The sequence below is a fragment of the Cellvibrio sp. PSBB006 genome, assembly GCF_002162135.1.
GTDB lineage: Bacteria > Pseudomonadota > Gammaproteobacteria > Pseudomonadales > Cellvibrionaceae > Cellvibrio.
The window spans coordinates 1,011,747-1,036,895 of sequence record NZ_CP021382.1; the positions used below are offsets into that span (position 1 = coordinate 1,011,747).

Annotated in this window: 15 protein-coding genes; 3 read left to right on the forward strand and 12 right to left on the reverse strand. The window is 47.5% G+C overall.

Annotated features, from left to right (window positions below; all coding sequences use genetic code 11):
* Positions 1–49: 49 nt before the first annotated feature.
* Positions 50–2,992, reverse strand: a complete 2,943-nt coding sequence (locus CBR65_RS04175; protein WP_087465689.1) for a SusC/RagA family TonB-linked outer membrane protein — start codon at positions 2,990–2,992, stop codon at positions 50–52.
* A 476-nt stretch (positions 2,993–3,468) separates the two neighbouring features.
* On the opposite strand from CBR65_RS04175, the gene CBR65_RS04180 reads away from it, so the two are divergent.
* Together CBR65_RS04180 and CBR65_RS04185 are read left to right on the forward strand one after the other, a co-directional pair.
* Positions 3,469–4,404, forward strand: a complete 936-nt coding sequence (locus CBR65_RS04180) for a carbohydrate kinase (RefSeq protein ID WP_157671972.1) — start codon at positions 3,469–3,471, stop codon at positions 4,402–4,404.
* 170 nt (positions 4,405–4,574) lie between these two features.
* Positions 4,575–5,792, forward strand: a complete 1,218-nt coding sequence (locus CBR65_RS04185; protein WP_087465691.1) for an ROK family transcriptional regulator — start codon at positions 4,575–4,577, stop codon at positions 5,790–5,792.
* A gap of 60 nt (positions 5,793–5,852) precedes the next feature.
* Here CBR65_RS04185 and CBR65_RS04190 read toward each other — a convergent pair whose 3' ends face one another.
* From CBR65_RS04190 to CBR65_RS04235, 10 genes are all read right to left on the reverse strand, one after another.
* A complete protein-coding gene (locus CBR65_RS04190) occupies positions 5,853–7,184 on the reverse strand; it encodes a sugar porter family MFS transporter (protein ID WP_087465692.1) in 1,332 nt (443 codons plus the stop codon).
* 54 nt (positions 7,185–7,238) lie between these two features.
* Positions 7,239–10,073: a hypothetical protein gene (locus CBR65_RS04195; protein ID WP_087465693.1), complete on the reverse strand. Its 2,835-nt coding sequence runs from the start codon at positions 10,071–10,073 to the stop codon at positions 7,239–7,241.
* Positions 10,074–10,326: 253 nt separating this feature from the next.
* A complete protein-coding gene (locus tag CBR65_RS04200) occupies positions 10,327–10,896 on the reverse strand; it encodes a hypothetical protein (protein ID WP_087465694.1) in 570 nt (189 codons plus the stop codon).
* Positions 10,897–11,002: 106 nt separating this feature from the next.
* Positions 11,003–11,785 carry a TIGR03915 family putative DNA repair protein gene (locus CBR65_RS04205; protein ID WP_087465695.1) on the reverse strand — a complete coding sequence of 261 codons (783 nt, stop codon included), beginning with the start codon at positions 11,783–11,785 and terminating at the stop codon, positions 11,003–11,005.
* A gap of 3 nt (positions 11,786–11,788) precedes the next feature.
* On the reverse strand, positions 11,789–13,033 hold the full coding sequence (locus CBR65_RS04210; protein WP_087465696.1) for a putative DNA modification/repair radical SAM protein: 1,245 nt from the start codon (positions 13,031–13,033) through the stop codon (positions 11,789–11,791).
* A 159-nt stretch (positions 13,034–13,192) separates the two neighbouring features.
* On the reverse strand, positions 13,193–14,371 hold the full coding sequence (locus CBR65_RS04215) for a hypothetical protein (RefSeq protein ID WP_087465697.1): 1,179 nt from the start codon (positions 14,369–14,371) through the stop codon (positions 13,193–13,195).
* Positions 14,372–14,714: 343 nt separating this feature from the next.
* Complete coding sequence (locus tag CBR65_RS04220) at positions 14,715–15,791, reverse strand: glycosyl hydrolase family 18 protein (RefSeq protein ID WP_087465698.1); 1,077 nt, start codon at positions 15,789–15,791, stop codon at positions 14,715–14,717.
* Between the two features lie 318 nt (positions 15,792–16,109).
* Positions 16,110–17,300 (reverse strand): MalY/PatB family protein, encoded by a 1,191-nt coding sequence (locus CBR65_RS04225; RefSeq protein ID WP_087465699.1) that lies wholly within the window; start codon positions 17,298–17,300, stop codon positions 16,110–16,112.
* Between the two features lie 33 nt (positions 17,301–17,333).
* Positions 17,334–19,442 carry a 5-histidylcysteine sulfoxide synthase gene (gene ovoA / locus CBR65_RS04230; RefSeq protein ID WP_087465700.1) on the reverse strand — a complete coding sequence of 703 codons (2,109 nt, stop codon included), beginning with the start codon at positions 19,440–19,442 and terminating at the stop codon, positions 17,334–17,336.
* A 33-nt stretch (positions 19,443–19,475) separates the two neighbouring features.
* A complete protein-coding gene (locus CBR65_RS04235; RefSeq protein ID WP_087465701.1) occupies positions 19,476–20,336 on the reverse strand; it encodes an ATP-binding protein in 861 nt (286 codons plus the stop codon).
* Positions 20,337–20,437: 101 nt separating this feature from the next.
* Between CBR65_RS04235 and CBR65_RS04240 the strand changes: the two genes are divergently transcribed.
* Positions 20,438–21,094 carry a response regulator gene (locus CBR65_RS04240; RefSeq protein ID WP_087465702.1) on the forward strand — a complete coding sequence of 219 codons (657 nt, stop codon included), beginning with the start codon at positions 20,438–20,440 and terminating at the stop codon, positions 21,092–21,094.
* A 96-nt stretch (positions 21,095–21,190) separates the two neighbouring features.
* Here CBR65_RS04240 and CBR65_RS04245 read toward each other — a convergent pair whose 3' ends face one another.
* On the reverse strand, positions 21,191–24,832 hold the full coding sequence (locus tag CBR65_RS04245) for an ATP-binding protein (protein WP_087465703.1): 3,642 nt from the start codon (positions 24,830–24,832) through the stop codon (positions 21,191–21,193).
* Positions 24,833–25,149 lie beyond the last annotated feature (317 nt).

The window sequence follows — 25,149 nt, forward strand, 5'->3', positions numbered from 1 at the left end:
GTTGTGTATCCTTTAAATTCGCGTCTATATTTATCAATTTATTGGGCGATTAGAAATTCATGGAAACGCCGAGCGTTATGCGTCTCGGAATCGGGAATACCCCATTCGGTGCTTCCGGGTCCTGGCTTAAAGTGCCGCTGGGCGTAATGGTAATCAGATTCTCGGCATTCAAGTACACACGTGCGCTTTCGAAACCAAAATTCTCAAAGGTATAACCGATAGAAAGATTTCTTAATTTTAGATAGGAGGCTGACTCCCAGTAAAAACTGGATTCACGCCCCTCGTTGTTATTATCTATAAGAGTCAATGCGGGCACATCGGTTTCACTGTTTTCAGGTGTCCAGGCATCCAATGTTCTGTCACCGTAGTTTGAACCAATGTTTAGCGAGGTAAAGTCGGTAAATAGTCTCCAGTGATTTTTAATTTGACCACCATGAACCCCCTGCCAGAACATATTGAAGTCCCACTTTTTGTAGGTCACATTGAAATTCATGCCATAGATAAAATCGGGATCAGTGGTTGCAAAAAAGTCCTGATCTTGATCATTAATGACACCATCATTATTCAGATCTTTATAGCGTATGCGCCCTAACCCAGCGCCAGCCTGCTGGGCGTGATCATCTATTTCTTCCTGACTCTGAAAGAGTCCATCCGCGACATAGCCGTAAACAGAGTTAATCGATTCACCCAGAATGGTTTTATCCTGACCGTTACCACCAAATGAGTTTACGACTGCCGCAGGTAAATCCACTACCTTATTTTTTGCCGTGGAAATGTTGCCGGATATATCCAGCCCAACGACCCCGAGCCCGGACACGTCGAACTCATCAATGTAACCAAGCATTAATTCCACGCCAGTGTTATCAATAGTGCCGCCATTAACAATCATCTGCGCACCCTCGCCCTCTGCGGCAAGTGGTTGAGTGGTCGTCAGAATATCTTCTGTGCGTTTTTCAAACCAATCGATGCTACCGTAAACCCGGCTACTGAACAGGTCAAAATCCACACCAAAGTTTGTTTGGGTAGATGTTTCCCATTTTAAATCAGGGTTGCCGGTTTGAATTTTGGCAAAACCGGAGGGTAAAACGCCCTGATCAACCCCATGCAGATCATATGCAGTTCCTTCGTCTTGCTCATTGGTAAATAGGGAGGGCGTCGCATAGCGAGACTCATAAATCGTTGCAATAGCCCGCGTATTGATCTCTTGATTTCCATTTTGCCCCCAGCTAGCACGCAGCTTTAATTCATTAATGGCATCGATTGAAAAGAAAGATTCTTCACTGATGCGCCAACCGGCAGATATTGCAGGGAAATTACCCCATTGATTGTTCTCACCAAAACGCGAGGAGCCATCGCGACGGACTGTCACTGATGCCAGATACCGAGCATCGTAATCATAATCAAGCTTGGTAAAGTAGGATTTTAAAGTCCATTCGGTACCTGAGCCGGCTGTGGAAACACCACTTGTACCCTGCGAAAGATAGGCATAATCACGATCCTGCGAAGCAAAACCAGATGCCGTTCCGCTGAAAAATTCACTTTCAAAATCGACGGTTTCGGTTCCGATCAATAAATCAAAACCATGCAGATCGCCAAGCACAAAGCTGTATTTCGCAGTACTTGACCAGATGGTGCTTTTATTCCAATCATCCGATACAGTCAAACGATCATCAAATTGCAAGCTGCCCGCCGTGAACGCTTTGGTGAAATTGCGAAATTTAAATTGGCCGTAGTTAATACCGTAACTGGAACGCAGAACAAGATTATCAACCGGGCTTGCCTCAATATAAATATTACCCAGAATTTTGTTAAAACGACTCACATTATCACGGTTCATCGCAATAATCCGCACCGGGTTATCACGGTCAGTGATACCCGCTGCAGGACCACCCCAGCCCATGCCATCTTCTGTACGCACCGGCACGATTGACTGCTGTTCAATAGCCAACCCCAAAATATTTCCAGCTAAATCATTAACCAAATTTTGCTCTTGGTTAGTAATGGTAAAGTTTTCACCGACCTTAATCTTGCCATCCAAAAATAATTGCTCGGAGTTCAGACGCGCAGACAAGCGTTCAAATTTCGAACCGTCAACAATACCCTCACGATTGAAGAAGCCAACTGAACCAAAGATTTGTGTGTCCTCATCAGCACTGGAAAGGGATAGATTAATATCTTCAGTAGTGGATGAGCGTGTTACTTCGTTAAACCAGTTGGTGTTCGCTGGACGCATCGTTTGCGCACCATCAATGAACGTTGGAAGAATGATGGAATAAAGCTCAGGATTGGAGAAATCACCGTTCCAGTCGTAGCTATAGAGCGAGCTGGCGTTATTGGGGTTTGATCCATCGCTCACTGCTGCGCGCCAAACAACCTCAGCGCGTTGCTGAGTGGTTAATGGATTAAGGTCGTAATCAAAATCCTCATGGGATTGATTTACCTTCAAATCAAATCGAGTTCCTTGTTGCCCTTTTTTGGTAGTAATAATAATTACACCGTTGGCTGCACGCGCTCCATAAATGCTGGCCGATGCAGCATCGCGCAAAACAGAAACCGATTCTATGTCATTGGAATTAAGCTCATGCATACCCGAGTTGGTCGGAACGCCATCAATGACATAGAGCGGATCATTGTAACCAAGTACACCTAACCCCTGACCACGGATACGCACAGTGGCGTTGGAACTTGGGCTTCCGTTGGTTGTAATTTGAACTCCAGGAATACGCCCCTGAAGATTTTGCATCAGGTTACCCGAGGATTTATCAACAACATCATCTAACTCAACTTTTGCCACTGCACCGGTAATGTCTTGTTTTTTAGACGTGCTATATCCGACAACCACTACCTCTTCAACTTGTTGACTACCCGCAGGATCGGAAACATCTTTGGCCCCTGCCTGAAGATTGCCGTTGGCAACCTCTTCCGCCGCATTGACAGCAGAGGTATGTACGGCACAAAAGAGAGCACTTAAGACAAACAATTTTTTATTCATAGTTAAGCCTCATTATTTTCATTTCTAATATTTATATTTTGAATGCATTAGCTTTTTTGCGGCGAGATATCAACCCAGTGATGCTTTATTCTTATAAAAGACGCAGGAACAGAATCCACCCATCGCTTCAACTGCACTTCCAACCAAATATATAACACTGATTAATTTATTAAAAGCATATATTTCTATGTTTTATAGAAAAATCTTAAGATCGCTTATCATGAGCAATGACAATACAATTAACATATTGATTTTTAATATGTTTTATATAAAAGATGACAGCAAATCAACAAAGATCAATTAATTACATTGATTTATGTTTTAAGCTATATAAAAATAGAATGGAGCTGATAATGCAAAAATAAGTGATGAGAAAGATAGTCACAACATGATGATTTGCTACCTTGAAAGACAAATAATAAACAGTGTTACTTAGTTACCCACTTATGGGTAACAAAATCTTTAGAGGAAAAATAATGATTGCGGTAATTGGTGAAAATATCGTCGACTTTCTGCCTCATACAGATGGGAGTTATCGCCCCCACCTTGGCGGATCACCTTTCAACGTTGCCATCGGAATTGGCAAGCAAGCGGTTGCCTGTAGCTACCTGTCCACTCTGTCGAGCGATAGGTTTGGCGATGCCTTTCTACATTATCTAACGGAAAATAATGTCATCTACGGCGCGAATTTCAGGTCTAACAACCCGTCATCTATCGCCATCGTTTCTCTCGATAAGCTCGGACAACCGCACTACAGCATTTATCGCGAGAAGGTTGCCGATCGAGACACCTCGGCCGAACAGTTAAAACAAAGTATTCCCATAGGTACCCGGATTTTGCATACCGGTTCTCTGGCGCTGGAGCCAAACGATCTTATCCGCCTCCTCGACGTATTAGAGTTTTCCAAAATACGTGGGATAAAAATTAGTGTTGATATCAATGTGCGCATTAATTTTGTTTCTGACAAAACAGCATACATTGACGGTATTCGTAAAATTATTCCGCTATGTGATTACCTGAAAGCCAGTGATGAAGATCTGTCCCTTCTTTATCCAGATGTCAACCCAACAGTTGCTGCGAATCACCTGGCTCAACAAATGCGCAATGGCATTTTTGCGTATACAGAAGGCGCCAAAGGCGCGCGCATTATTAGCCCGTCGGTGGACCTCGCTTTGCCCGTTGTTACGCCAGCTGTCTTTGGTGATACCGTCGGCGCTGGTGACACTTTTTATGCCACACTGCTCGCCTACCTGTGGGAATTTAATCTGGACAAGCTGCCTGCCAGCGAATTAGAGAGTGCCAGCTTAATGTCAGCACTTAAGCATGCCGTTATGGCTGCCAGTATCAATGTTTCGCGCCACGGCTGCGCGCCCCCAACCCGACAAGAACTTCAGATGGCCCTGAACAGCTGAGTGCATTCATCCTTTGGATGAAAAAAAATTCCAGAATCCACTGCATTTTTTGAGGTGGCGCTATTGTTCACGTTGGTTTATGCTCTAGCAAAAAGAGGGTCTTAAAACGATCGTCGTTTTAAAAATTCTCTTGTCGCAGCATAATCATCTTTAGCTAAAGTGAACTCAGTATGGGACAAGGCAGTAATTCCTCAACCGTCCGCCAATACAACGAGCGGGTTGTCATCTCGGCTCTCAGAAAAGCAGGTGCAGCATCTAAAGCAGACTTATCGCGTTTGATGGGTCTCACCTTACCCGCATTAACCCGTATTGTTGATGAGCTGGAAGAGCGCGGGCTTATCGAAAAATCCGGCCGCCGTTCACACGGTGTCGGACAACCGTCAAACCTTTATCAAATTAATGACGATGGTCTTTACTCGGTAGGTATTAAACTGGGGCGTCAAAATATAGAATTTGTGCTGGCGAATTTCTCAGGCAATATTCTTGAAAAAAAAATTAGCCTTTATGATTCACCATCGCCCACCGAACTCCTCGATACAATTCAACAAGGTGTCGAGTTGATGACCAACAAGCTCGATGAAACACAACTTGCTAAATTTGTTGGAGTTGGTATTGCCATGCCCTGGTTTATGGGAAAATGGGCTGCGCAAAAAGAAATGGCTGCAGATATCGCAGCGCTATGGGATGATTTTGATTTTGCCAAGGCAATTGAAGAGCGAATAAAATATCCAATATTTTTTGAAAATGATTGTTCGGCCGCCGCAGCCGCAGAGCTTTATTTTGGGAACGGCAAACCTTTTAAACATTTTTTATACATTTACATTGGAACTTTCGTGGGCGGTGGCTTGGTGCTAAACGGGGATTTGGAGCGAGGCATTCACAGTAATGCCGCTTGCCTGGCTTCCATCCCGGTTCCCGGCTCATCGTTAAGCAGTGTCAAAAATGATGGGAAATGGGACACACTAGCCAGCCGGGCATCAATTACCACACTATTGGCACACTTAAATTTCCATCGTGTCAATATCAGCAACATTTCCGAGCTACCCAAGGTGATCGATGAAAACCGCTCACTGATTCATGAATGGATGGTTGACTGTGCAGACAGTCTGGTCTTCACCATTTTGTCCAGCATCGGATTTTTAGATTTGGAAACCGTGATTATAGATTCCGAGCTGCCATCCTATTTACTCAGCGAACTGGTCAGCATGACCCGCCGCCGGTTGGATAACCAGGAACAGAAAAATTTATTCATTCCGCAGCTTCAGCAAGGCAGTTTAGGTGAAGACGCCATTGCCATAGGTGGTGCCATTTTACCGCTTTACTCTCACTTCGCCCCCGATAGAACAGTACTACTGAAGGGTGGCGTGCCTGATCGATTGTCTAACTAACGCACATCTTAGACAAAAAAGCGGCTCAATTTGAGCCGCTTTTTTCGCATCAAATTTCTATCAGGAATCTGCAATTGGATGCTTATCCGACATATCTTCAGAAATTGATTCAAGCGTTCGCCCATTTGTTTCCGGCATCATAAACAGCACAAATAACAACTGCAGCACCATCATGCCTGCAAAGAATAGAAAAATAATATAGGGTTTGAACTCACTCAGAAAGTAAGGCATTAGTAGCGCAATCAGCGCAGCAAATACCCAGTGTGTTCCCGACCCCAAAGATTGACCCTTAGCACGTGCGCTATTGGGAAATATTTCAGCAATAAATACCCAAATAACAGCACCCTGCCCCACTGCATGGGATGCGATAAAGAGGAAAACAAAAAACACTACCAGCATGCCACCAATATCTGAATAAAATGCCCACGACACGACGCTCAGCGAAATGATATAACCGATTGATCCGATCAGCATCAATGATTTCCGACCCGCCTTATCAATCAGATACAAACCCAGCATGGTAAATATTAAGTTGGCAATACCAACACCAGCTGTAGATATTAATGAAGAGGCATTATCTAACCCTGCCAATGAAAAAACTCGAGGGGCGAAATATATAATAAAATTAATTCCCGAGAGTTGGTTGAAGAAGGCAATTAAAAAGGCCAACACTATCGGAAGATTGTATTTGCCAGAGAATAAGCTCTCCCCTTTCGAAGACACTTTGGTTTTTCGAATATCAGCAACCAGCTTGTCCACATCCTGCTCTTCCATCAAAGCCAATACTTTCCTCGCAGAAACCTCATCATTTTTATGTAATAACAGCCATCTGGGGCTTTCCTGAACCTTGATTACCAGAAACAGGAAAATCGCTGCGGGAATTACCTCGACACCTAGCATCCAACGCCAAGCGTCTGCACCGATACCCGACAACAAATAGTTTGATAAAAACGCTACCAAAATGCCGAATACTATTTGAAATTGGTACATAGCAACCAAACGGCCGCGATACTTCGCCGGCGCAATTTCGGAAATATAGGCCGGTACCGCGATTGAGGAGGCACCGACACCCAGCCCACCCAAAAAACGTAATATCGAAAAAGTGTAGGGGTCAGCAGCAATCGCTGACCCCAAAGCGGAGACAATGTATAGGATACCGATACCAATCAGTGTTGCTTTACGGCCATACTTATCGCACGGAATACCGCCCAAAAGTGCGCCTATTACAGTACCCCAGAGCGCCGACGACATAATAAACATGCCATGAAAAAGGGGGCTGGTTTGCCATAAGGCCTGTATAGGTTGATCGGCACCGGAAATGACCGCCGTATCAAACCCAAAAAGAAATCCGGCCACGGCAACTGTGACAGCCCAAAATATAATGTTTTTCATAAAACCTCGTTTATTACTTTTATAATTTAACTGTAGTCGTCGATAAGTTAAATATTACTGAGTAAATCTTGCCAGATCTGCAACCGAAATCGCGTCATCAGCGGCATAAACACCCACTTGATAATCACCCAAACCGTAAAGTCTAAAGCTTAGCGCGCGATAGTTATTCATATAAACCGCACCTACACCAGCTGCTGGATCTAGCAATATTTCTATCTCCACCCCTTCCTGTGTATTAAGTGGCGCATTAACTACCGGGTTATCCGGATTGCTTGCATCCCCCTCGAGGTAGAAAATTGCCTGATTGTTAGCGGCATCGATATTGATCATTGCCAACTCACTCGTATCAGCGTGGCGCAATTGAATGCCAAAGCTTGCATTCGCGTTCGCGCTAGTCACGTGCATGGACAAGCGATTTTTTTCACCCAGTTCCATTAACGTAAAGTGTCCATTAGGGGTCAAATCAACCGCGGTTAGATTATCAGTCGCGCCTTCGGCAATAACACGTGTTAATTCAACGGGCGTCGCCAGGCCGGTGCGCAATTTATCAGGCAATGCGACAATCAACTCGCCGTTATCCTGTTTGTGTACCTGATGCACCATCAGATCCCCACCCCACACAGGTCCACCAGAATTATTGCGGCCATTTTTATGGGTAACCCAGCCAAACAGCAAACGCTCTTCTGCGCTACCTGCCGTGCGTGCCGCATAAAATGCTTTACCATCCAAAGCATCATAAGCCGGCTTGATCCAGGTCTCACCGGACTGCTGCAAATACTTGACTTGGCGGGAACTATCGCGCTGATCGGAATACACCATGAAGGGCGTTCCCTGTAGACTGAAATAATCCGGCACTTCCAGATTGAGCGGTGACACTTCAGTGTACAGGGGCGTTGCTGCAGACCAACTATTTAAATCGTCCGAGGTGTACAAACCTATCGCTGCTTGCGACGTATAGCGAGAGGTAATCAACATCCAATATTTTTGTGCGGCTTCATTCCAAAAGACAAGCGGATCGCGAAAATCAAAATCGCTGTAACCGGAAGAACCCGAAAAAGTATTAGCTGTTTGAAGCGTCCAATTTACCAAGGTCTTGTCTGTAGCGGTTGCATGCATAACTGCCTCAACCGGAGAAATACTGGTATTATGGCCGGTATAAAACAAATGGGGCTCACCCTCCTGATCCTGCAACACACTTCCCGAACCCACCCAGCGATCTCGTGCCGCTGCATCGCCAGATGCGCGAATCACTTCCTGCGGATAAGTTGACGTTAAGAGATCGTCAGTTTTAACCAGATACCAAGGGTGAAATCCACTGTTTTGCAGGTAGTAGATGTAGTAGACACCATCTTTGTAAAACGGATTAGGGTCTCCGAGATCTAACACCAATGGTTGCTCGTGCCCGGCTGGGGTACTGATTACACTATCCGTTGCTGGCGTAGCGGCCGCACTATTAGCCTGCCTAAATTCATCTAGCAAAATAAATGGAAATGAACCGTCATCGCTGCTGTTGTCATGTGCATCAATAATTTCTATAACTGCAGCCTGCCCCATCAAACCGGACACATCCCAAGTCGCCCAGGACAACTCTGCTTCCAAACCATTGCCTGTTGCATGACGGACAATTTTTCCGTTTACGCGAAGCACTACCGCCGTCGCATTCTCGCTGTCAAAACGGTTGGTACCGCCACCAACCAGAAAATTTATGTAAGGCGACGTAATCGCAAAGGTGGGTGTATGCAACCTGCCAGTAGCCTCCCAACCGTAATAACTTCCAACATTATCCTGGCTGTTTGCGAAAGCCTGACCGTAGCTCGCAAACACCCGATCCCCCAACTTATTGGTGATATCACCCGCCCACTGACCGCCATCAAAACGTAAAAAATCACCACTCGCCAAAAAACTGTGGTTTTGGTAGGTGTCGTAACCGCCGCAACAAAACTCAAAGCCGGCGATGTTTTGTTCCGCGTTATTCAAGCGCTGAAATAGCGCAGTTCCTGCGGTTTCCGGTGCGGGAACTATGACCAGAGCACTGGTTGAAACCTTGCTCTCGGCGGCCGGTACAACGGCAGCTTTGTTTGCTGCGCGAAATTCATCAGCCAAAATATAGGCTATCGCGGAATCAGAACTGTCATCCGGGTGAAAATCAATAAATTTAACGGCCGCAGTCTGCCCCGCCAAATCGGTAACATCCCAGGTATCCCAAGCCACAGCTTTATCGAGATTTTTACCGTGCGACTGACGCACAACAACCCCATCAATCACTAGCACCACGGCAGTCGCATTAGCGGCATCAAAACGATTACCACCACCGCCGACGAGAAAATTGATATAGGCTGTATCTATCACAAAGGGCGGGGACATTATTGAGCCCGTCGCAGCTGGCCCTATCTGTGCCGCAGTGGAATCAAGATCATCGTCAAAGCCATCACCATAGCTTGAGAACACCCGCTCACCAACGGCACCGTTGATTTCACTCGCCCAGAAACCGCCGTCAAGCTGTGCAAAATCCCCTGTCGCGTGGGTAAATTCATGCTCTTGATAAGTATCGTACCCCCCACAACAAAACTCAAAACCTGCAATGTTCTGGTTTTCATCTGATGACCGGACAAACAAGCGCTTACCTTCTGTAGCAGGTTCGTCGGTGATGATCACATCGGTGGTGTCAGCGCTGCTGGAGCTGCCTGAGCTGTTGGTACTACTTGAACTTCGGGAAGCGATGACATCGTCAACCGTTTGCCCTTCCTCAAGGATAATCAGCGCTACATCAGAGTCTTTATCGATGGGGTTATCATCACTGCCACAACCCGAAAGCGTTAAAACCAGGGGTAAGATACCTATAAAACAACCTATTGGAGCCAAGAATCCAGGCTTGCGGATACTGTTCATTAGATGACCTCATTATTATTTATGTAATTATTAACTTACACTGATTAAGTTATTAAATAATAGTGATCATCAAAAAGCTCTGTCAAGGAAATTTTATAGCCAGGTATTTTAGGACTAAAATACAAGTAAAGATTGAAAAATTCATTACTAAAATACACACATAACGAAAAGAAACACTGATTTACTTAAATAGTTACAAAGAAACCAGGCTTCAGTCTCTTAAAACGAGGGATTTTCATGCTCAACAGACCGTCTACATCTTGGTCAACACTTCTTTAACCGTTTTACTGAGCCATTCAATTTGAGATTTCAATTCTTTTCTCTCCAGGTCTACACGGTCGAGCAATCGTCTATAACAGTCGTCATAATCATCACCATTCAACACATCCAATTGCCGGGCAAAGTCCGCCAGCATACCCGTCATATCGCGCAGGCCATCCATAACCATGCGTTCACCATTGGATAAGTCCCGCACCAGGTTTTCTAATGCAGACACTTGTCCCACAGCAATAGAACCCTTAAGCGACGAAAATACATCCTGAAATCGATCCGCAAGACCATACAATCCAGCACACACTTTAAACTGGTTGTAGGTGTCCATCAGCTTCATGGGCGCGGAGTAAAGATGATCGAGTAGTTCCGGGCGCGGCTTTATGCGTGATACACCATCCAGGTAAAAAATCGCCATCGTCAATGACCTTTCCAGCTCTGATTGGAGCTCAAGTACGATCTCGCGTATTTCCTTACGATTTTCACGGTTGATCTTGGGCAGGCTGGTAGCCAGATCCATTAATGCTTTGCGTATCTCGTCGAACAGGGCCATTTGACACCTCCGAAGGTAGATTCCTTTATCTATTAGGATAAACAGTAAATACCAAGGCCAAGCATTTCGCCACTGGAGCGCGTCGCTTTACGACCAACGGACGAGGTTATTTCCTACCCACCTGCTTCTCAATCAAATACTTCCAGTATCGCCTCGGCATATGGCGCAAGTGCAATTTAATGTTGCGCCGTTCCTGGATCGTAACCGACTGGAAATATTGCTTCCATAATTGTTGGTATTGGTCCTCAAGACCGTCAAGGGAAGAGTTAACAGCGGCGTTAACCGTAGCGAAGGAAAGGATATCTGAACTAGCATCAATAAAAGACAGGTTATTCACATCGTAATACAACCCATAATGCCGGCGCGTATCAAAGATAACCCAAGGCTGGTCAGCGTAACGTCGTTGAAAGTGATCGCCGATTAAGGGAATCACATTAAAATCAGGGCTGATAACCGCGTAGTAAATATCGTTATCAGCTTTTTGAAAACGTACAAACGCGTGCATACGATGCACTTCGCGGCTGATCATCTTTTTGACCTGCGCGCTGTAAAGCACATCCGGGTTGGCAAAGTTTTCGAGGATATTGGGGTCGTTCTGGCGAACCAGTAACCGCACCAGCCGATAAATACGCAACTCTATTCCCGCCAGTTCAGACAGGAATAATTGATAAACCAGTTCCCCGCCCACGCCATCTGAACGCGCGTCTATACCTTTGATAACCCGTTCAGCTTTGGTGGTATCCGTCTGGACTGGACGCAGGTCTTCAAGCAGCGACGCTTGATAGATTTCCTCATTGACGATATCTATCGGCTCGCAGCGATCGGCAAAGCATTCAAAGATGGCCGTCAGCAAACCATCAAAACTGCCGTCATACAGATAGAGGCTCACAGCTCACCCGAACAGGCTCAGCTGCGGCGTCTGTCGCGCAACCGACTCACTCGACAGAATCATCTGGCGTAACCGACCGGCTTCATAATCTTTATGTTGATATTGGCTGCCGGGGCAGGTAATGAAAAAACGTGCGCGTTTCAAGGCGACGCCCATCCGCTGTAAATGATCCAGATTGAGCCGCTGATGCACGCGGGATTTCACAATCTTCATGGCTGACTTCACGCCGATACCGGGTACGCGCAAGATCATCTCGTAATCCGCTTTATTAATATCCACCGGGAATTTTTCCGGATGACGCAAGGCATAACTGACCTTCGGGTCCACCTCCAGATCGAGATTGGGATGCGCTTCGCTGACAATTTCGTCTACGGAAAAATGATAAAAACGCAGCAGCCAATCCGCCTGGTACACGCGATTTTCACGCACCAACGGCGGCGCCTTTAATACCGGCACACGATTATCCGTCGCAATGGGCACATAACCGGAGTAATACACACGCTTGAGGCGTTGCTGTTTATATAAACCATCCGCCAGATTAAGAATCTGCAAATCACTTTCCGGTGAAGCGCCGACAATGAGTTGCGTACTCTGCCCCGCCGGTAAAAATAAGGGCGTTTTCCTGATATGCTTTTTCTCGTCCTTGTAGCGATCTTTCTCATCGCTCAAGTAGTTCATCGGTGTGATGATATCCGGGTAGTTTTTCTCGGGAGCCACTTTCTTCAGGCTCACTTCGGAGGGAATTTCAATATTAACGCTCAGTCGATCCGAATAAAGCCCTGCCTCATGCAACAACTCCGGGCTCGCACCGGGGATCGCTTTTAAATGAATATAGCCATTAAAGTTATGTTGTTGGCGCAAGGTTTTCGCCACGCGCACCAGGCGCTCCATGGTGTAATCTGCGCTCTTGAAAATCCCTGAGCTGAGAAACAACCCCTCAATATAATTGCGACGGTAAAAATTGATGGTGAGATCAACCACCTCCTCTACCGTAAACGCCGCGCGACGCACATCATTACTGCGCCGGCTTACACAATAGGCGCAGTCATAGATACAGTGATTGGTAAACAGGATTTTCAGCAAGGAAACGCAGCGGCCGTCCTCGGTATAGCTGTGGCAAATACCCATGCCATCCGAATTGCCCAACCCTTTATTGTGATTGGCACGTTTGCTGCCACTGGACGAACAGGAGGCATCGTATTTTGCGGCGCCGGATAAAATTGTTAATTTTTCGAGGGTGCGACTCATGGCAGACTACCAAGACCTGGATATACTGTATGCAAATACAGTATATCCAATAGTGCATGGCGTCAAGCCTTAAAATCCTGGCGTCGGAGGGGGCTAGCTTTGCAAGGACGTGGGCACGACATTGCCAATACCCTACTCCTTCAATACATTATATTTACTTCATGATTCAACGACATAGGACAAACAGCTTCTTGAATCAACATGATTATCCCAGTACATTTGATGGGCTCTCACGCCATAAAACATCAACATTTGAAAGAATGATATTCTTTTTGGGTTTATCATATTATAGGTAACGTCAATGCACTGATGCCTTTCCCAGAACTGTTCCGAACCAATAAAAGCAAGCTTCTTAGCTGGGTTACCATCAAACTTTGTAGACAAGACATCAAGATCAGAATTGATATTAATCCACACAGGCAAAGATACACCTGAATGCTTTCTGTCATTAAAATAATTTGACCAATAAATTTCTATAAAATCAAATGGACACCCAATAGTAACTAACCTGGTCACATTATTTTTAATCCTGTAACTTGGCTCCGCTTCATATGGAAATAATGCGTCCAGGGCCAATACCGACCCAAAGCTATAAGCATGAATCTCGAATGTAATATCAGTACCCTCTTCAGACATCACCTCAATCAAACGACTAAGCTTTCCCATCATTAGCAATCTTTGATCGCCTGCACTTAAATATTGATTTGCGCCAATATATTCGGCTGCCATCTCTGAAAATACATTTTTAGACCGTGGCATAAATAACATGAAACCGGAAAACGAAACCAGGATTGCCTGAAAAATGCCTTCCCAGTCTTTAATGTAACCGCTTAAATAATTCAGCTGATGGTGATCAGCCATAATACTTGCAATAAAACTCAGCAATGATGGCACCAAAAGAATAAGGTACACCGCCAGGAAGCAGTAAATAACCATAAAATATAGTGCTTGAATTTTTGACTTCTTGCTAACACCGTCACCAAATGACAACAGCGACTTAAACACCGAACCCAATCGAGAAACCAGAATAATCAAAAGGGGTATAAACCGATATAGAATATTGGACCCGCTCAACTTCCCCGTCAAAAATCTCCCATACTTAAATTCATAAAGCCGATAAATTTCTTCTTCTGAATTAACATCCATTTCAAATATGCTAACAACGCCGGCCGTGGTTCCATCCACATCATATTCTCTATCAGCCGATTCGATACGGTATTTTTTTGAAGGATCAGGATTCTGCTCATCAATAGCCTTCATCATTCTCAATGCATAAGCTTTTAAAGAAATATCCAGATGCTCATGCCCTAATCCCGGAAGATAAATTATTCTCTTCAATGTTTTCTCCTGCTATTTCTACAATAACCAAGGCTGCTATGAAAACCACGCTGGCAGAATACATAAAAATCCAATATAGCAATCTAAAGCGAGCATTTCGCCCGCGTTGATTGATCAGAGTGAGGGATAAGAATCAGTACCTAATCGCACATCCCTTTGTCAACGAATACCCTGGAGACCTAGACCGACTTACCATCGATACATTGAGTAAAGACTATAGATTTGCATTGCGCCAATCAAAATCAAATCAACCCGGATGCGACGCAGGCATGGTACATTCAGGTGCACATACCTGCGTCACGCATGGATTAACTACAAAACCGAATAATATTTTAAGCAAAGATCAATCGCAGATATAAGAAAGCTCCTGCCCCGCCACCACTTCCCACATGGCTTTGAGCAATGAGGTTTCGTCATGGGTATCCTGTGATAACTCCCACATCATCATGCCGCAGACGCGGTCGTTGGCGAGTTCGGATTTGATGCGGATGGTGGGTATGCCGTTGTAGTAATTGTCGCCGACCGAATCGGTACAAGCATTCGCAGGGTCAGCATCGACGTAGCTGCTGTAGGTTGCCCAACTGGGGCGTGCATAGAAGGGAACGCCGAGCACGGTTTTTTCGCGCGATAAACCGCGATTTTCCCAGTAGTCGATACTGGTCGTGGCGTAGGCGAGAGTCGAATGGTTAATTGCCTGATATTCGTCGTAGGCCATAATGTTGAAGAAGTCGACCTGGTCGAACACGGCGCTTTGAATGTATTGGCCGTTCCAATCGCCTTGAGCAATCACCGCTGCGGTTAGAAATTTATCGCCACTCAGTTCGTCCAGCGCAGCGCGCAACTCGGTCATCAATGCAGTGTAATCCTCGGCTTCGTCGTTGGTGCTGGGGTATTCCCAATCCATGTCGACCCCATCGAGGTTGTGTTGCACAACGAAGTCAATAATGTTGCTCACGAAGGTCGCGCGGGTTTCGCTGTTTGACGCGAGTTCGACAAAGGCGCTGTCATCGCCGTCGTTCCAGCCGCCCAATGCGATGCCCACCTTCACATCCTGCGCGTGGGCCAGCAAGACCAGATCGCCGAGCTCCGCGATGCTGTCATCGTCCAGGGCTTGCAGGCTGCCGTTGTCATTGGGCAGTACGAAGGAGTACATGATGTGAGTGAGATATTGGTATTGAATGTCCTGCACGTCGCCCTGCCAGGAGGGGAAATAGCCGACGATGTGTTTACCCTGTGGGCATTCGGGATCAAAGCTGCTGGAGCTACTGGAACTAGCCAGGCTGCTTGATGATGAACTGGCCAAACTGCTGGAACTGGAACTGACGCTGCTGGACGAAACACTGTTATCGTCATCCCCACCGCTACTGCCGCCGCAGGCTGTCATCGCCAGGATTACACAAGAAAGGAGTATTTTTTTCATTGCCGACCTCTGTTTTTGTGAGTTTTATCAACATTCACTTCGTCATCCGCCTTCCCTGGCGCGACCGATGATGACAATGTGACCAGAAGCCATCTCAAAACTCACTTGGCGGCCTGATGCTGCGTTGAAAAGCTGATTCCGGTGCTCATTTACTTGAGTAAACTCCGCTCCTCATCAGCTTTTCGCCTTGCCTGAGTCTCACCAATCGATTTTTGAGATGACTTCTACAGAGGGTGAATATAGGTGATATTAACTATCACCATCAACACTAAATTTAAGATAATAAGTATCACAGAGGAAAAAACTGTGGCAATGTGATTAACGCCGGCTTCTTGAACTAACCGCCTGACTGATAGATTGCCATGCTGCCAGCAGGTTAGCCCGCGTGGTTCCGATGTTCATCCGCATAAACCCCCGCCCTTCTTCGCCAAAGACGATACCGGGGTTCATCCCCACCTTACACTCCCGGATAAAAAAATCACGCAGGGCAGCATCGGACAACTGCAAAGCGGAGCAATCGAGCCACAAGAGGTAGGTACCTTCAATATCCGCACAACGAATCTGCGGCACATGTTCAGCAATAAATTCCCGAGTCATTGTTTTATTTTGTTCAAGGTAGATCATCAAACTATCAAGCCACTGATCGCCTTCACTGTAAGCTGCTTCAAACGTGGTAATGCTGAAGGGATTGTTGTTGCTGACATGCAAGAGTTCAAAAACCTTGTGTAAAGCCTTGCGATGGTCCGGGTTAGGCACAATCAAACTGGACAAACCCAAACCAGGAATATTAAACGTTTTACTCGGCGCAACGGCGGTGATGACATTGGTGCGAATAAACTCTCCGAACTCGGCTTCCAAGGTACCGATCATAGTGTGGGTAACACCGGGGTAAACCAGATCCGCGTGGATATCATCGGACAACACAATTAAATTATGTTCTTTGGCAATACGCAGCACACCCAGTAATTCTGCTTTACTCCACACACGCCCGACCGGGTTGTGGGGGGTGCAAAGCATCAGGAGCCTGGCATGTTTGGCCTGGGCTTCCAGTTGCGCAAAATTAATTTCATAGCGACCGTCAACACATTGAAGTGGATTCAATACCAGTTGCCGCTGTGTATTGGTGACCGCAGAAAAGAAAGGAAAATAAACCGGCGGTTGCACAATAACGCCCTCGCCTGCTTCGGCAAATGCCAGGCAACAGGCATGAAGCGATGGAACCACGCCGGGTGCCATGACAATCCAGTCGCGTTCAATATGCCAATGGTGACGCCGTTGAAACCAGCCGATAAGGGATTGATACACGCTTTCCGGATACAAGGTGTAACCAAAAACCGGATGTGCTGCGCGTGCTAACAGTGCCCGTGTCACGCAAGGCGGAACGGCAAAATCCATATCAGCCACCCACATGGGCGCTACATCTGTCGTACCGAAATATTGCTGGCGCCCGTCAAATTTTACTGAATGGCTACCCTCTCGTTGCACGGGAATATCAAAATCGAACTCCATGAGGTTTCCTTTTTTCGGGCTATAAAAGACGGTTTATTTCACCCGTTCCCATAAAGTCACTTCAGATAAGGTATGCTGAAATTTACGCTTGGTTTCACGAATCACAAACGGCACTTCCTGTGGACCTTTACGCAATGTGAAATGCTCACCGAGTAATTGCGTCAGACCATCCAGCGTTGTAAAACTTTCGCCGTCTTTTTTGAAACCGCCCACCCAGTCTGCACGCGGTGTATGTTCCTCCAGCCAGGTATAGGGGGACGCTAACATCAAGATACCACCGACATTCAACCGCTCGTGGATACTGCGCAGGAATTTCGCCGGGTTGTATAACCGGTCAATTAAATTGGCCGCGAGGATAAAATCGTAACCGGAAAATTGTGGTTTCAGGTTGCAGGCATCGCCCTGAAAAAATTCCACTTTATGTGCGACATCCTGTAAATCCAGGTCCGCCAGGTTGCGTGACTTGTAGGACACGAGCTCGCCTTCATCGGTCAAGGTATAACGCAAGGCGCCTTCTTTAATCAGTTGCACACCCTGCCCGATAAAGCGCGCAGAAAAATCCACGCCGGTCACCGCTTCAAAATACCGCGCCAGCTCAAAGGTCGCACGGCCCGACGCACAACCGATATCCAATGCAGTACGACGCGGTTTATCGATCATCGCTTTCATACCCAGATCAACCAGGGCTTTGGAAAAATTCGGCACCGAAAAATATTCATCGCCATAATGAAATTCAGCATATTCGGATAGCAGTTTATCCGTTTCATAATGAGAACCAGGCACAGTATTAATCTCCTCGCCTACGACATAACGAAAACCGGCATGCTGAAAAAAATGTCGGCGAAAGGCATAACGCGAACTGCGCAGGCTTTCATTACCGCAAGAAATCCAGGAGCCGCCTTTAATCAGATTGTGGCGTTCGTCAAATGTTGGGGTTGTGAAGTCATCGTAAATGGGATGCACATCAAAACCATCGAAAGGATAAATCGGTGTTTCAGTCCACTGCCAGACATTGCCGACCACGTCAAAAAAATCGCCGTGGGCAAATTGATTCACCGGACAGGACGACGCAAAATGATCGAGATGCAAATTCGCACATACTGGTTCGGTACCAACCTCTTTAATACCGCTAAGATCATACAATCGATACCATTCATCCTCTGTCGGTAACCGCACCGCTTCGCCAGTGGTTTTTTTCTTCCAGTTACAAAAGGCTTTGGCTTCGTGGTAATTAACTTCTACCGGCCAATCCCAGGGCATAGCAATTTCTTTCGTCATCAAACGCAGGTGCCAACCCTGTTCGGTTTGAACCCAGAAGGTCGGATGCGTTGCCTGACTAAACGCCTGCCACGCACGGCCCTCCTCTGCCCAATACTCTGCGGTTTGATAACCCTTTGCTTCCACAAATGCCAGAAATTCCTGATTGCTAACCAAAAAGCGGCTGGCTTTGAACGCGGCCACATCCGCCTGATGCACGCCGTACTCATTGTCCCAGCCATAAAAAGGATCGCTTTTTTCTTTGCTCAGTAACACCTCGCCAGCCGGCACCTCAATCAATTCATTGCGCGGTGCACTCGCCGTAGCTTTGCAGGTTTGCCAGAGGGGATGGGGTTTCACATTGGCGAGTTTATGCTGGCGAATCAGTACCGATGAGGTTTCCAGATGAATCCGCTCATGCTCAATTCCCATGATGATCGCCCACCAGGGGTTATGCCAATCGATAGGCAACTCCAGAGGTGCGTTGTCGATCAGGTTCACCACCAAGGCGCGTACCTGATCGCGATAGGTTTTTACTTCAGCAACGCTCGGCCATTCATAACGCGTTCCATCCAGGTCATCCCAACTCATTTCATCCACACCCACGGCAAAGATGGACTCAAGCCGGGCATCCAGTCGCTCGCTGATCAGGCGTGTTAACAACAGTTTGTTAACAAAAAATGTCGCCGTGTGGCCGTAATAAAAAATCAGCGGGTGACGCAGGCTAATGGCTTTGGTGTAGAACGCATCGTCGTTGGCGAGAGTTTCAAACAAGGATTCGTAACGATCAAAGGTCGTCAAGAAGTAATCGCGCAGTTGCGCGCGCATGGTATTGTCATCCGTAAGGCGTAAATTCGGTGTCCGTGAAAAAAGTAATTCTGTCACGCGATTTTCCTGTTGCTGATAGATCAAACAAAATTAGCGAGTAAATTGTCGCCCCACGTAATCTTTTGCGAATTGCCAGGCCACGCGACCGCTGCGGGCACTGCGCGTCATATACCAACGCAAGGCCTCCGGTTCAGTGGCATCGGTCCATTGCCCGCCCAGATAGGTTACCCAGTAGCGTGCCGTCACCAGGTATTCATCCTGCGAAAACGGATAGAAACTCAACCACAAACCGAAACGCTCCGAGAGCGATACCTTTTCTTCAGTGGCGTCATTGGGTCTGACTTCGCCGTCTTCATAACTCACGTCCAGATTTTCGCGCATCTTTTGCGGCAACAGATGGCGGCGATTGGAGGTGGCGTAGAACAGAATATTCGGTGTCGGTGCGGAAATAGATCCATCCAACACAGATTTTAATGCTTTATAGGTAATTTCCCCCTCTTCAAAGGAGAGATCATCACAAAAAATAATAAAACGCTCAGAACGTTCACCGATCAGGTCGACGATGTCAGCCAGGTGCAACAAATCGGTTTTATCGACCTCAATTAACTTCAATCCCTGCTCCGCAAAATGATGCCAGCAGGCTTTGATCAGGGTGGACTTACCCGTGCCCCGCGCACCAGTCAGCAACACATTATTGGCCTCATGCCCCGCCACAAACTGGGCTGTATTGCGCAGGATAGACTCCTTCTGCCGATCCACATTTTGCAGGGATTCCAGTGCGACTCGATGGGGATTTTTTACCGCCTGCAGGTACCCCGTCCCCTTGGCCATCTGACGCCAGCGGAATGCCGCTGCGCTCCAGTCAGGCTTGGGCGGCGCGGGTGGAAATACATTTTCCACGCGGTCAATTAATTCTTCGAGACGGGTAACAAGATGATCAAACTGGGTCACAACAACTCCTGATATAGTCGGAATAATGCGGGCATCACACTGTCAAACGCGGCAGAGTGGTCTATATTGGACTAAAAAATGGCGCGCAGACAAGGTGCAGTATGTTTACCAAAACAGAATTACAGGTTGTGATAAAAACCCTCAGCCTCCGCCGGGATTGGCTGGAAAAAAATCTGAACAACCCTGAGCTTGCCGGCAGTAAGGCACAGAATCAGGAAACCCTGGCTCATCTGGAAAGCGCCCTGCGTAAACTCGCTCCGGCAGAGAAGCCCGGCAGCGCCGAGACGGTAGATATGAGCAAGCTAAGCGCCCCGCAACGCCGTCAGATACTGCCACCGGAAAAAATTCGCGTACTGCTGGCCGAAGACGATGAAGCCAGCAGCAACTTGATCATTGCCCTGCTGCAAGCCATGGGTATCAAGCATATCGATCTCGCCACAGACGGTCTGAAAGCGGTCAGTATGTTATTCGGCGCCAGCCCCGTCTACGATCTGGTGCTATGTGACTGGCACATGCCGCTGAAAAATGGCCTGGATGTCCACAACGCCATGCGCGCCGCCGAACGTTATCAGGATGCGTGCTTTATGTTGGTCACTGCCATCACCGAAGCCAAACAAATCCGCGCGGCTATTGAGGAAGGCGTGGATGATTACATCGCCAAACCGATTGAGCAGACAACGCTGCGACGCAAATTGACGCGAGTCTTCCCACGCATTCGTCCCCTTGATACCGCTAATGATCCAGCATCTGCCGGGTAACCCACTCCTGATCGATACAGCGTCCGGAGGGTAAACACCGCAATAAATTCGTTATCGGTTTGACAGTATTATCCTGAAACCAAATTGGTGGCTGCATCAGTCAGCCTCCACTTCCTGCATAAAATCCAGCGCCGCTTGCTGGCGAATAGTACGACGGTGGTTTTCCATCAGCTTTTTAATCTTCTCCGGCGCGCACTGTTGGCGATCAAGCACCACACGGCTTTTCAGTTCGCCAACGCTTTCTGCGGTGGGGCATTTGCTGAAGACGAACTGGTTGGAGATTAAATCCATAAAAGGACCGGACTTGCTGCTCGGCATAATAAACAGCAACTGCAAGCCCAAGCTTTCGGTTAAATAATTGATTACTTCGCGCGAGCGGTGTTCATCCATCTTGGAGAAGGCTTCGTCCACCAACACCATCCGCAGATGACTATTGCCCTCGTTAAAACGGAATGCTGACGTAATGGCTGCACTGCGGATGATATAGGCAGGCGTCTCCAATTGTCCGCCGGAGCCTGTACCATATTGACTCAAAGCAATCGGTTGTTTGCCTTCCGGCTCTTTGTAGATCTCGTACCGCCGATAATTGCGGTAGTCCGCAATGCGCGTCAATTCGCGCAAGGCTTTTTGCTCGTCTTCATCGAGCAGCATAGTCATCAAGCGCTCGCGCACTTGTTGATGCTTGGGCTCCAACTTCATCTCAAATAAGGTTTCGCCATCCCCCAAGCTCGGGTTGTCGATTACTGCTTTAAAGAACTGCCAGTATTCCTTGAATTCGGGCACCCAATCGTAATCAAAACGGAAGCGCTCGCGATCAGCACCAAAGCGATGGTGCTCCAGCTCCTTGTTCAGCTCATCAAGGATTTTTTTGCCGTCATTGATCGCCTGGTAAATCGAGTGACACAGGTTGGTCACGAAGGCATTGTTGAAACTGTGACGCAAGGATTCCAGCTCGGCGTGGCGCTGCGCGAGGATGTGGTTTTTATCGCGATTATAGAGTTTGTCAAAATGACGACGAATCTCGCAGACTTCGCGGAAATTTTTCTGCCCGAGATCATCATTAAAATCCAGATTAAATATCAGGCTATCGGCGGTTTTACAGAATTGATTATGTTGTAACACGGCGTGTTGCAAACGGTTCAGATGGCTTTTTAATTCTGCGGTGGTGGCTTGCAATTGCTGCTCAAAATAATTGAGCTCGTGCTGTCCGCAATCCTGATCTGCCAGGGTTAAACGTTGCTCCGGGTCAAAGTCCGGCCAGAGCGCCGCTACACTGCGCAGGTTCTCTTCGGCGCGATCAACAATATCCAGCGTTTTATCCTGCTCTGCATCCAACGCGCGGCAGCGGTCATCCACGTTATGGAGTTTTGCTCTACAGTCCACCTGCGCATTGGTTAATTGCTTAAGTTCTGCGGCAAGAAGCTTGTCCGACTCACGCAGCTTTTCCAGCTCTTCATCCAGGGCCGCAAAATCGCTGAGGTCCAGTTGCTGCAGTTTTTCGTCAATGGTCTGTACCCGCCGTTGCGCGACCAGCATGGTTTGCAATATATCGGCATAGTTAACTGGCTTGAGTTTATCTACCGCGCGTAAGAGCTGTTGAATTTCGTTAGCCTGATCAGTTGCGTCCTGCCATTCCCGATTGAGGCGCTCAAGCTCGCGACGTTTTTCTTCCAGCGCGCGCTCGCGGGCTTCCTGACCAAATACCAGCTCACTGTCGGGGATATCGCAACGGAACATCGCGTAGTTACCGGAACCCATGGCATCTTTGGTCAAACCGCGACGGGTGTTGCGCAGTGCATCAGCGTCTGCGACGCGCTCAACATTCCCGTAGCTGGCTTTTAAATAATATTCGGCAGTAGCGTGAGTAAAGCTCATCACCTGCACGATGGAATTGCCTGGCAGGCTGGATAATTTTTCCATATCACGCCGTGCTTTTTCGCCCTGAATCACCCGCGCACTTTTACCCTGCCCCGGCATATTGCGCACCAACCGAATGGCTTCTGCTTCACAATCCGGGGCAACAATAATTCCGAAGCGCGCGGCGCCGATATAACCTTCAATAGCCGACTGCCATTCGCGGTCCATCACTTCCACATAGTCACACAGAACCCGCGCATCCGCTGCCGGACACTGGTGCTGCAACATATCCAGGGCGGCGCGCACAAATGCCGGGTAGGTAACCTGATTGGATTCCAATGCATGGATATCGCGCTGTTTGGCATCCACTTGTTTGTGTAAACGTTCCGCCGACTGCTGACGCTTATCGCGCTCTTGCGCTAGCTGATCGCGCAGGTTATCGCGTTGTGTATCAATCTCACCAAACCAATGCGACACCAATTGGTTGTGTAACAGCTGCTGCTGGAGCGCGCTGTCGAGTTTGTCTTCCAGGGGTGAGATATCGATCCAGTCGCGATTTAATAAACGGTGGAAATCAATATGCAATTCATCATCAACCAATTGTTTGGTCAACTTTTGCAACGGCTTATCGGCTAGCGCAGGAATCACAAGACTGATAGAAGTTTGCCGCAGAGCATGGATAATTTGTTGCGCTGCCTGATGGTTAAACTGCAGTTGTTGATCCTGTTTCAACAGCTCGGGCACGCTCTGGTGAATCTGCTGCTCAAGCTGCTTTTTGTCTGCTGTTAATTGATCTTTGTCACGCAACGCAGGCACACCCAAACGGCGTGCATTCACATCAAGAATTTGTTGGTTCAACTCTTCGCGGCGCTGTTCGCATAAAGAGAGCGATTGTTCATTACCCGCCAACTGCTCACGCAAAAATTGTTGCTGTTGTTTTTCTTTGAGATAACGCATCTGGCTATCGTTATAACGCCGCCGCGCCAGGCTGTAATGTACAACCTGTTGCTCCAGCCAGTTTGCAATAAAGCTATCCGCCGTATCGCGACCATTCGCCATCCGCGCAATCGCCTCACGCAACTGGCGCGCATCTGACTCCATGGTATGAATCCGCTTGAGCATCGCCGACACATTGCGAATCGCCTCACCCAGATCGCGATATTCCAAAACTTCAGTCGCGACAAATTCATCTATACCTTTGATTGGCTTATAGGCCATAAAACGCGAAAACGCCCGCGCCGCATTCATCGCCTCCCGCTCGGACACCGCATCCTTTTTACTGCCGCGCAAGATGCCGTACAACCGACACAAATAGGCTTTCTTCTTATCGTACTTCTCAACCTGATCACTACCAAACTGACGACGTAAACCGGCATACACCCGATCCAGCGGCACCACATAACGCCCGACTTTATCTTCTTTCAACAAGTCGCCCAGATTCAGCATTACATCCGGCAAGATAAAAAATTGAATCTCCTCCAGCCGTGCCACTCGCTGCTGACCCGCCCCCTCAATCACCGCGCGCATACCCATCAACGCCGTAAACGGCTCACCCGCCTCACCCTGCGTCGGATAAAACACCGCTGCGAGATAACCATCACAGCCGTAAGGCCGCGCGTAAGCGCCATCATCACAACCCAACACATAAGACGCGAGCGTCCGCACCTGTTTACCGCCACGCCCACGCTGACTGGATTCATCTTGGCCCGGATTAAAATGAAACAGATTATCGTGCGCCGCGGTCATGATCGTCTGTACCGCATCCGCAGCAGTAGTCTTACCCGATCCATTACCGCCGGAAAATAAATTAATCGGGCCAAACTCAAATTCGGTATTCGGCACATTGCCCCAATTGACGTAAATAAATTTTTTCAGATACATAAATGACTTCCGTCAATTGTTTATAGCTTTTTAGTGGGTACTTCGTAGCACGTTTGTCATTCGGCCTGTTGTTTCGAAAACGCATGAATACATCCCTGTAGCTCCTTCAAGTCGTCCCTGACTTGAAGGTTTCGAAACAACAGGCCGAACGCCAAACTTGTATTGTGCCAACGGCTGCATTTAAAGAGCCAGCTCTTTTGCTTTTTAAAAATTTGATAGAACGAAAAATTTTCCAAAGGGGATCGGGTGAAGGTGTGGCAGACCATCAGCGGCAGGACGCCGCTGCTGAGCCCCCAAGGATGGGTTCACGGCGTGTC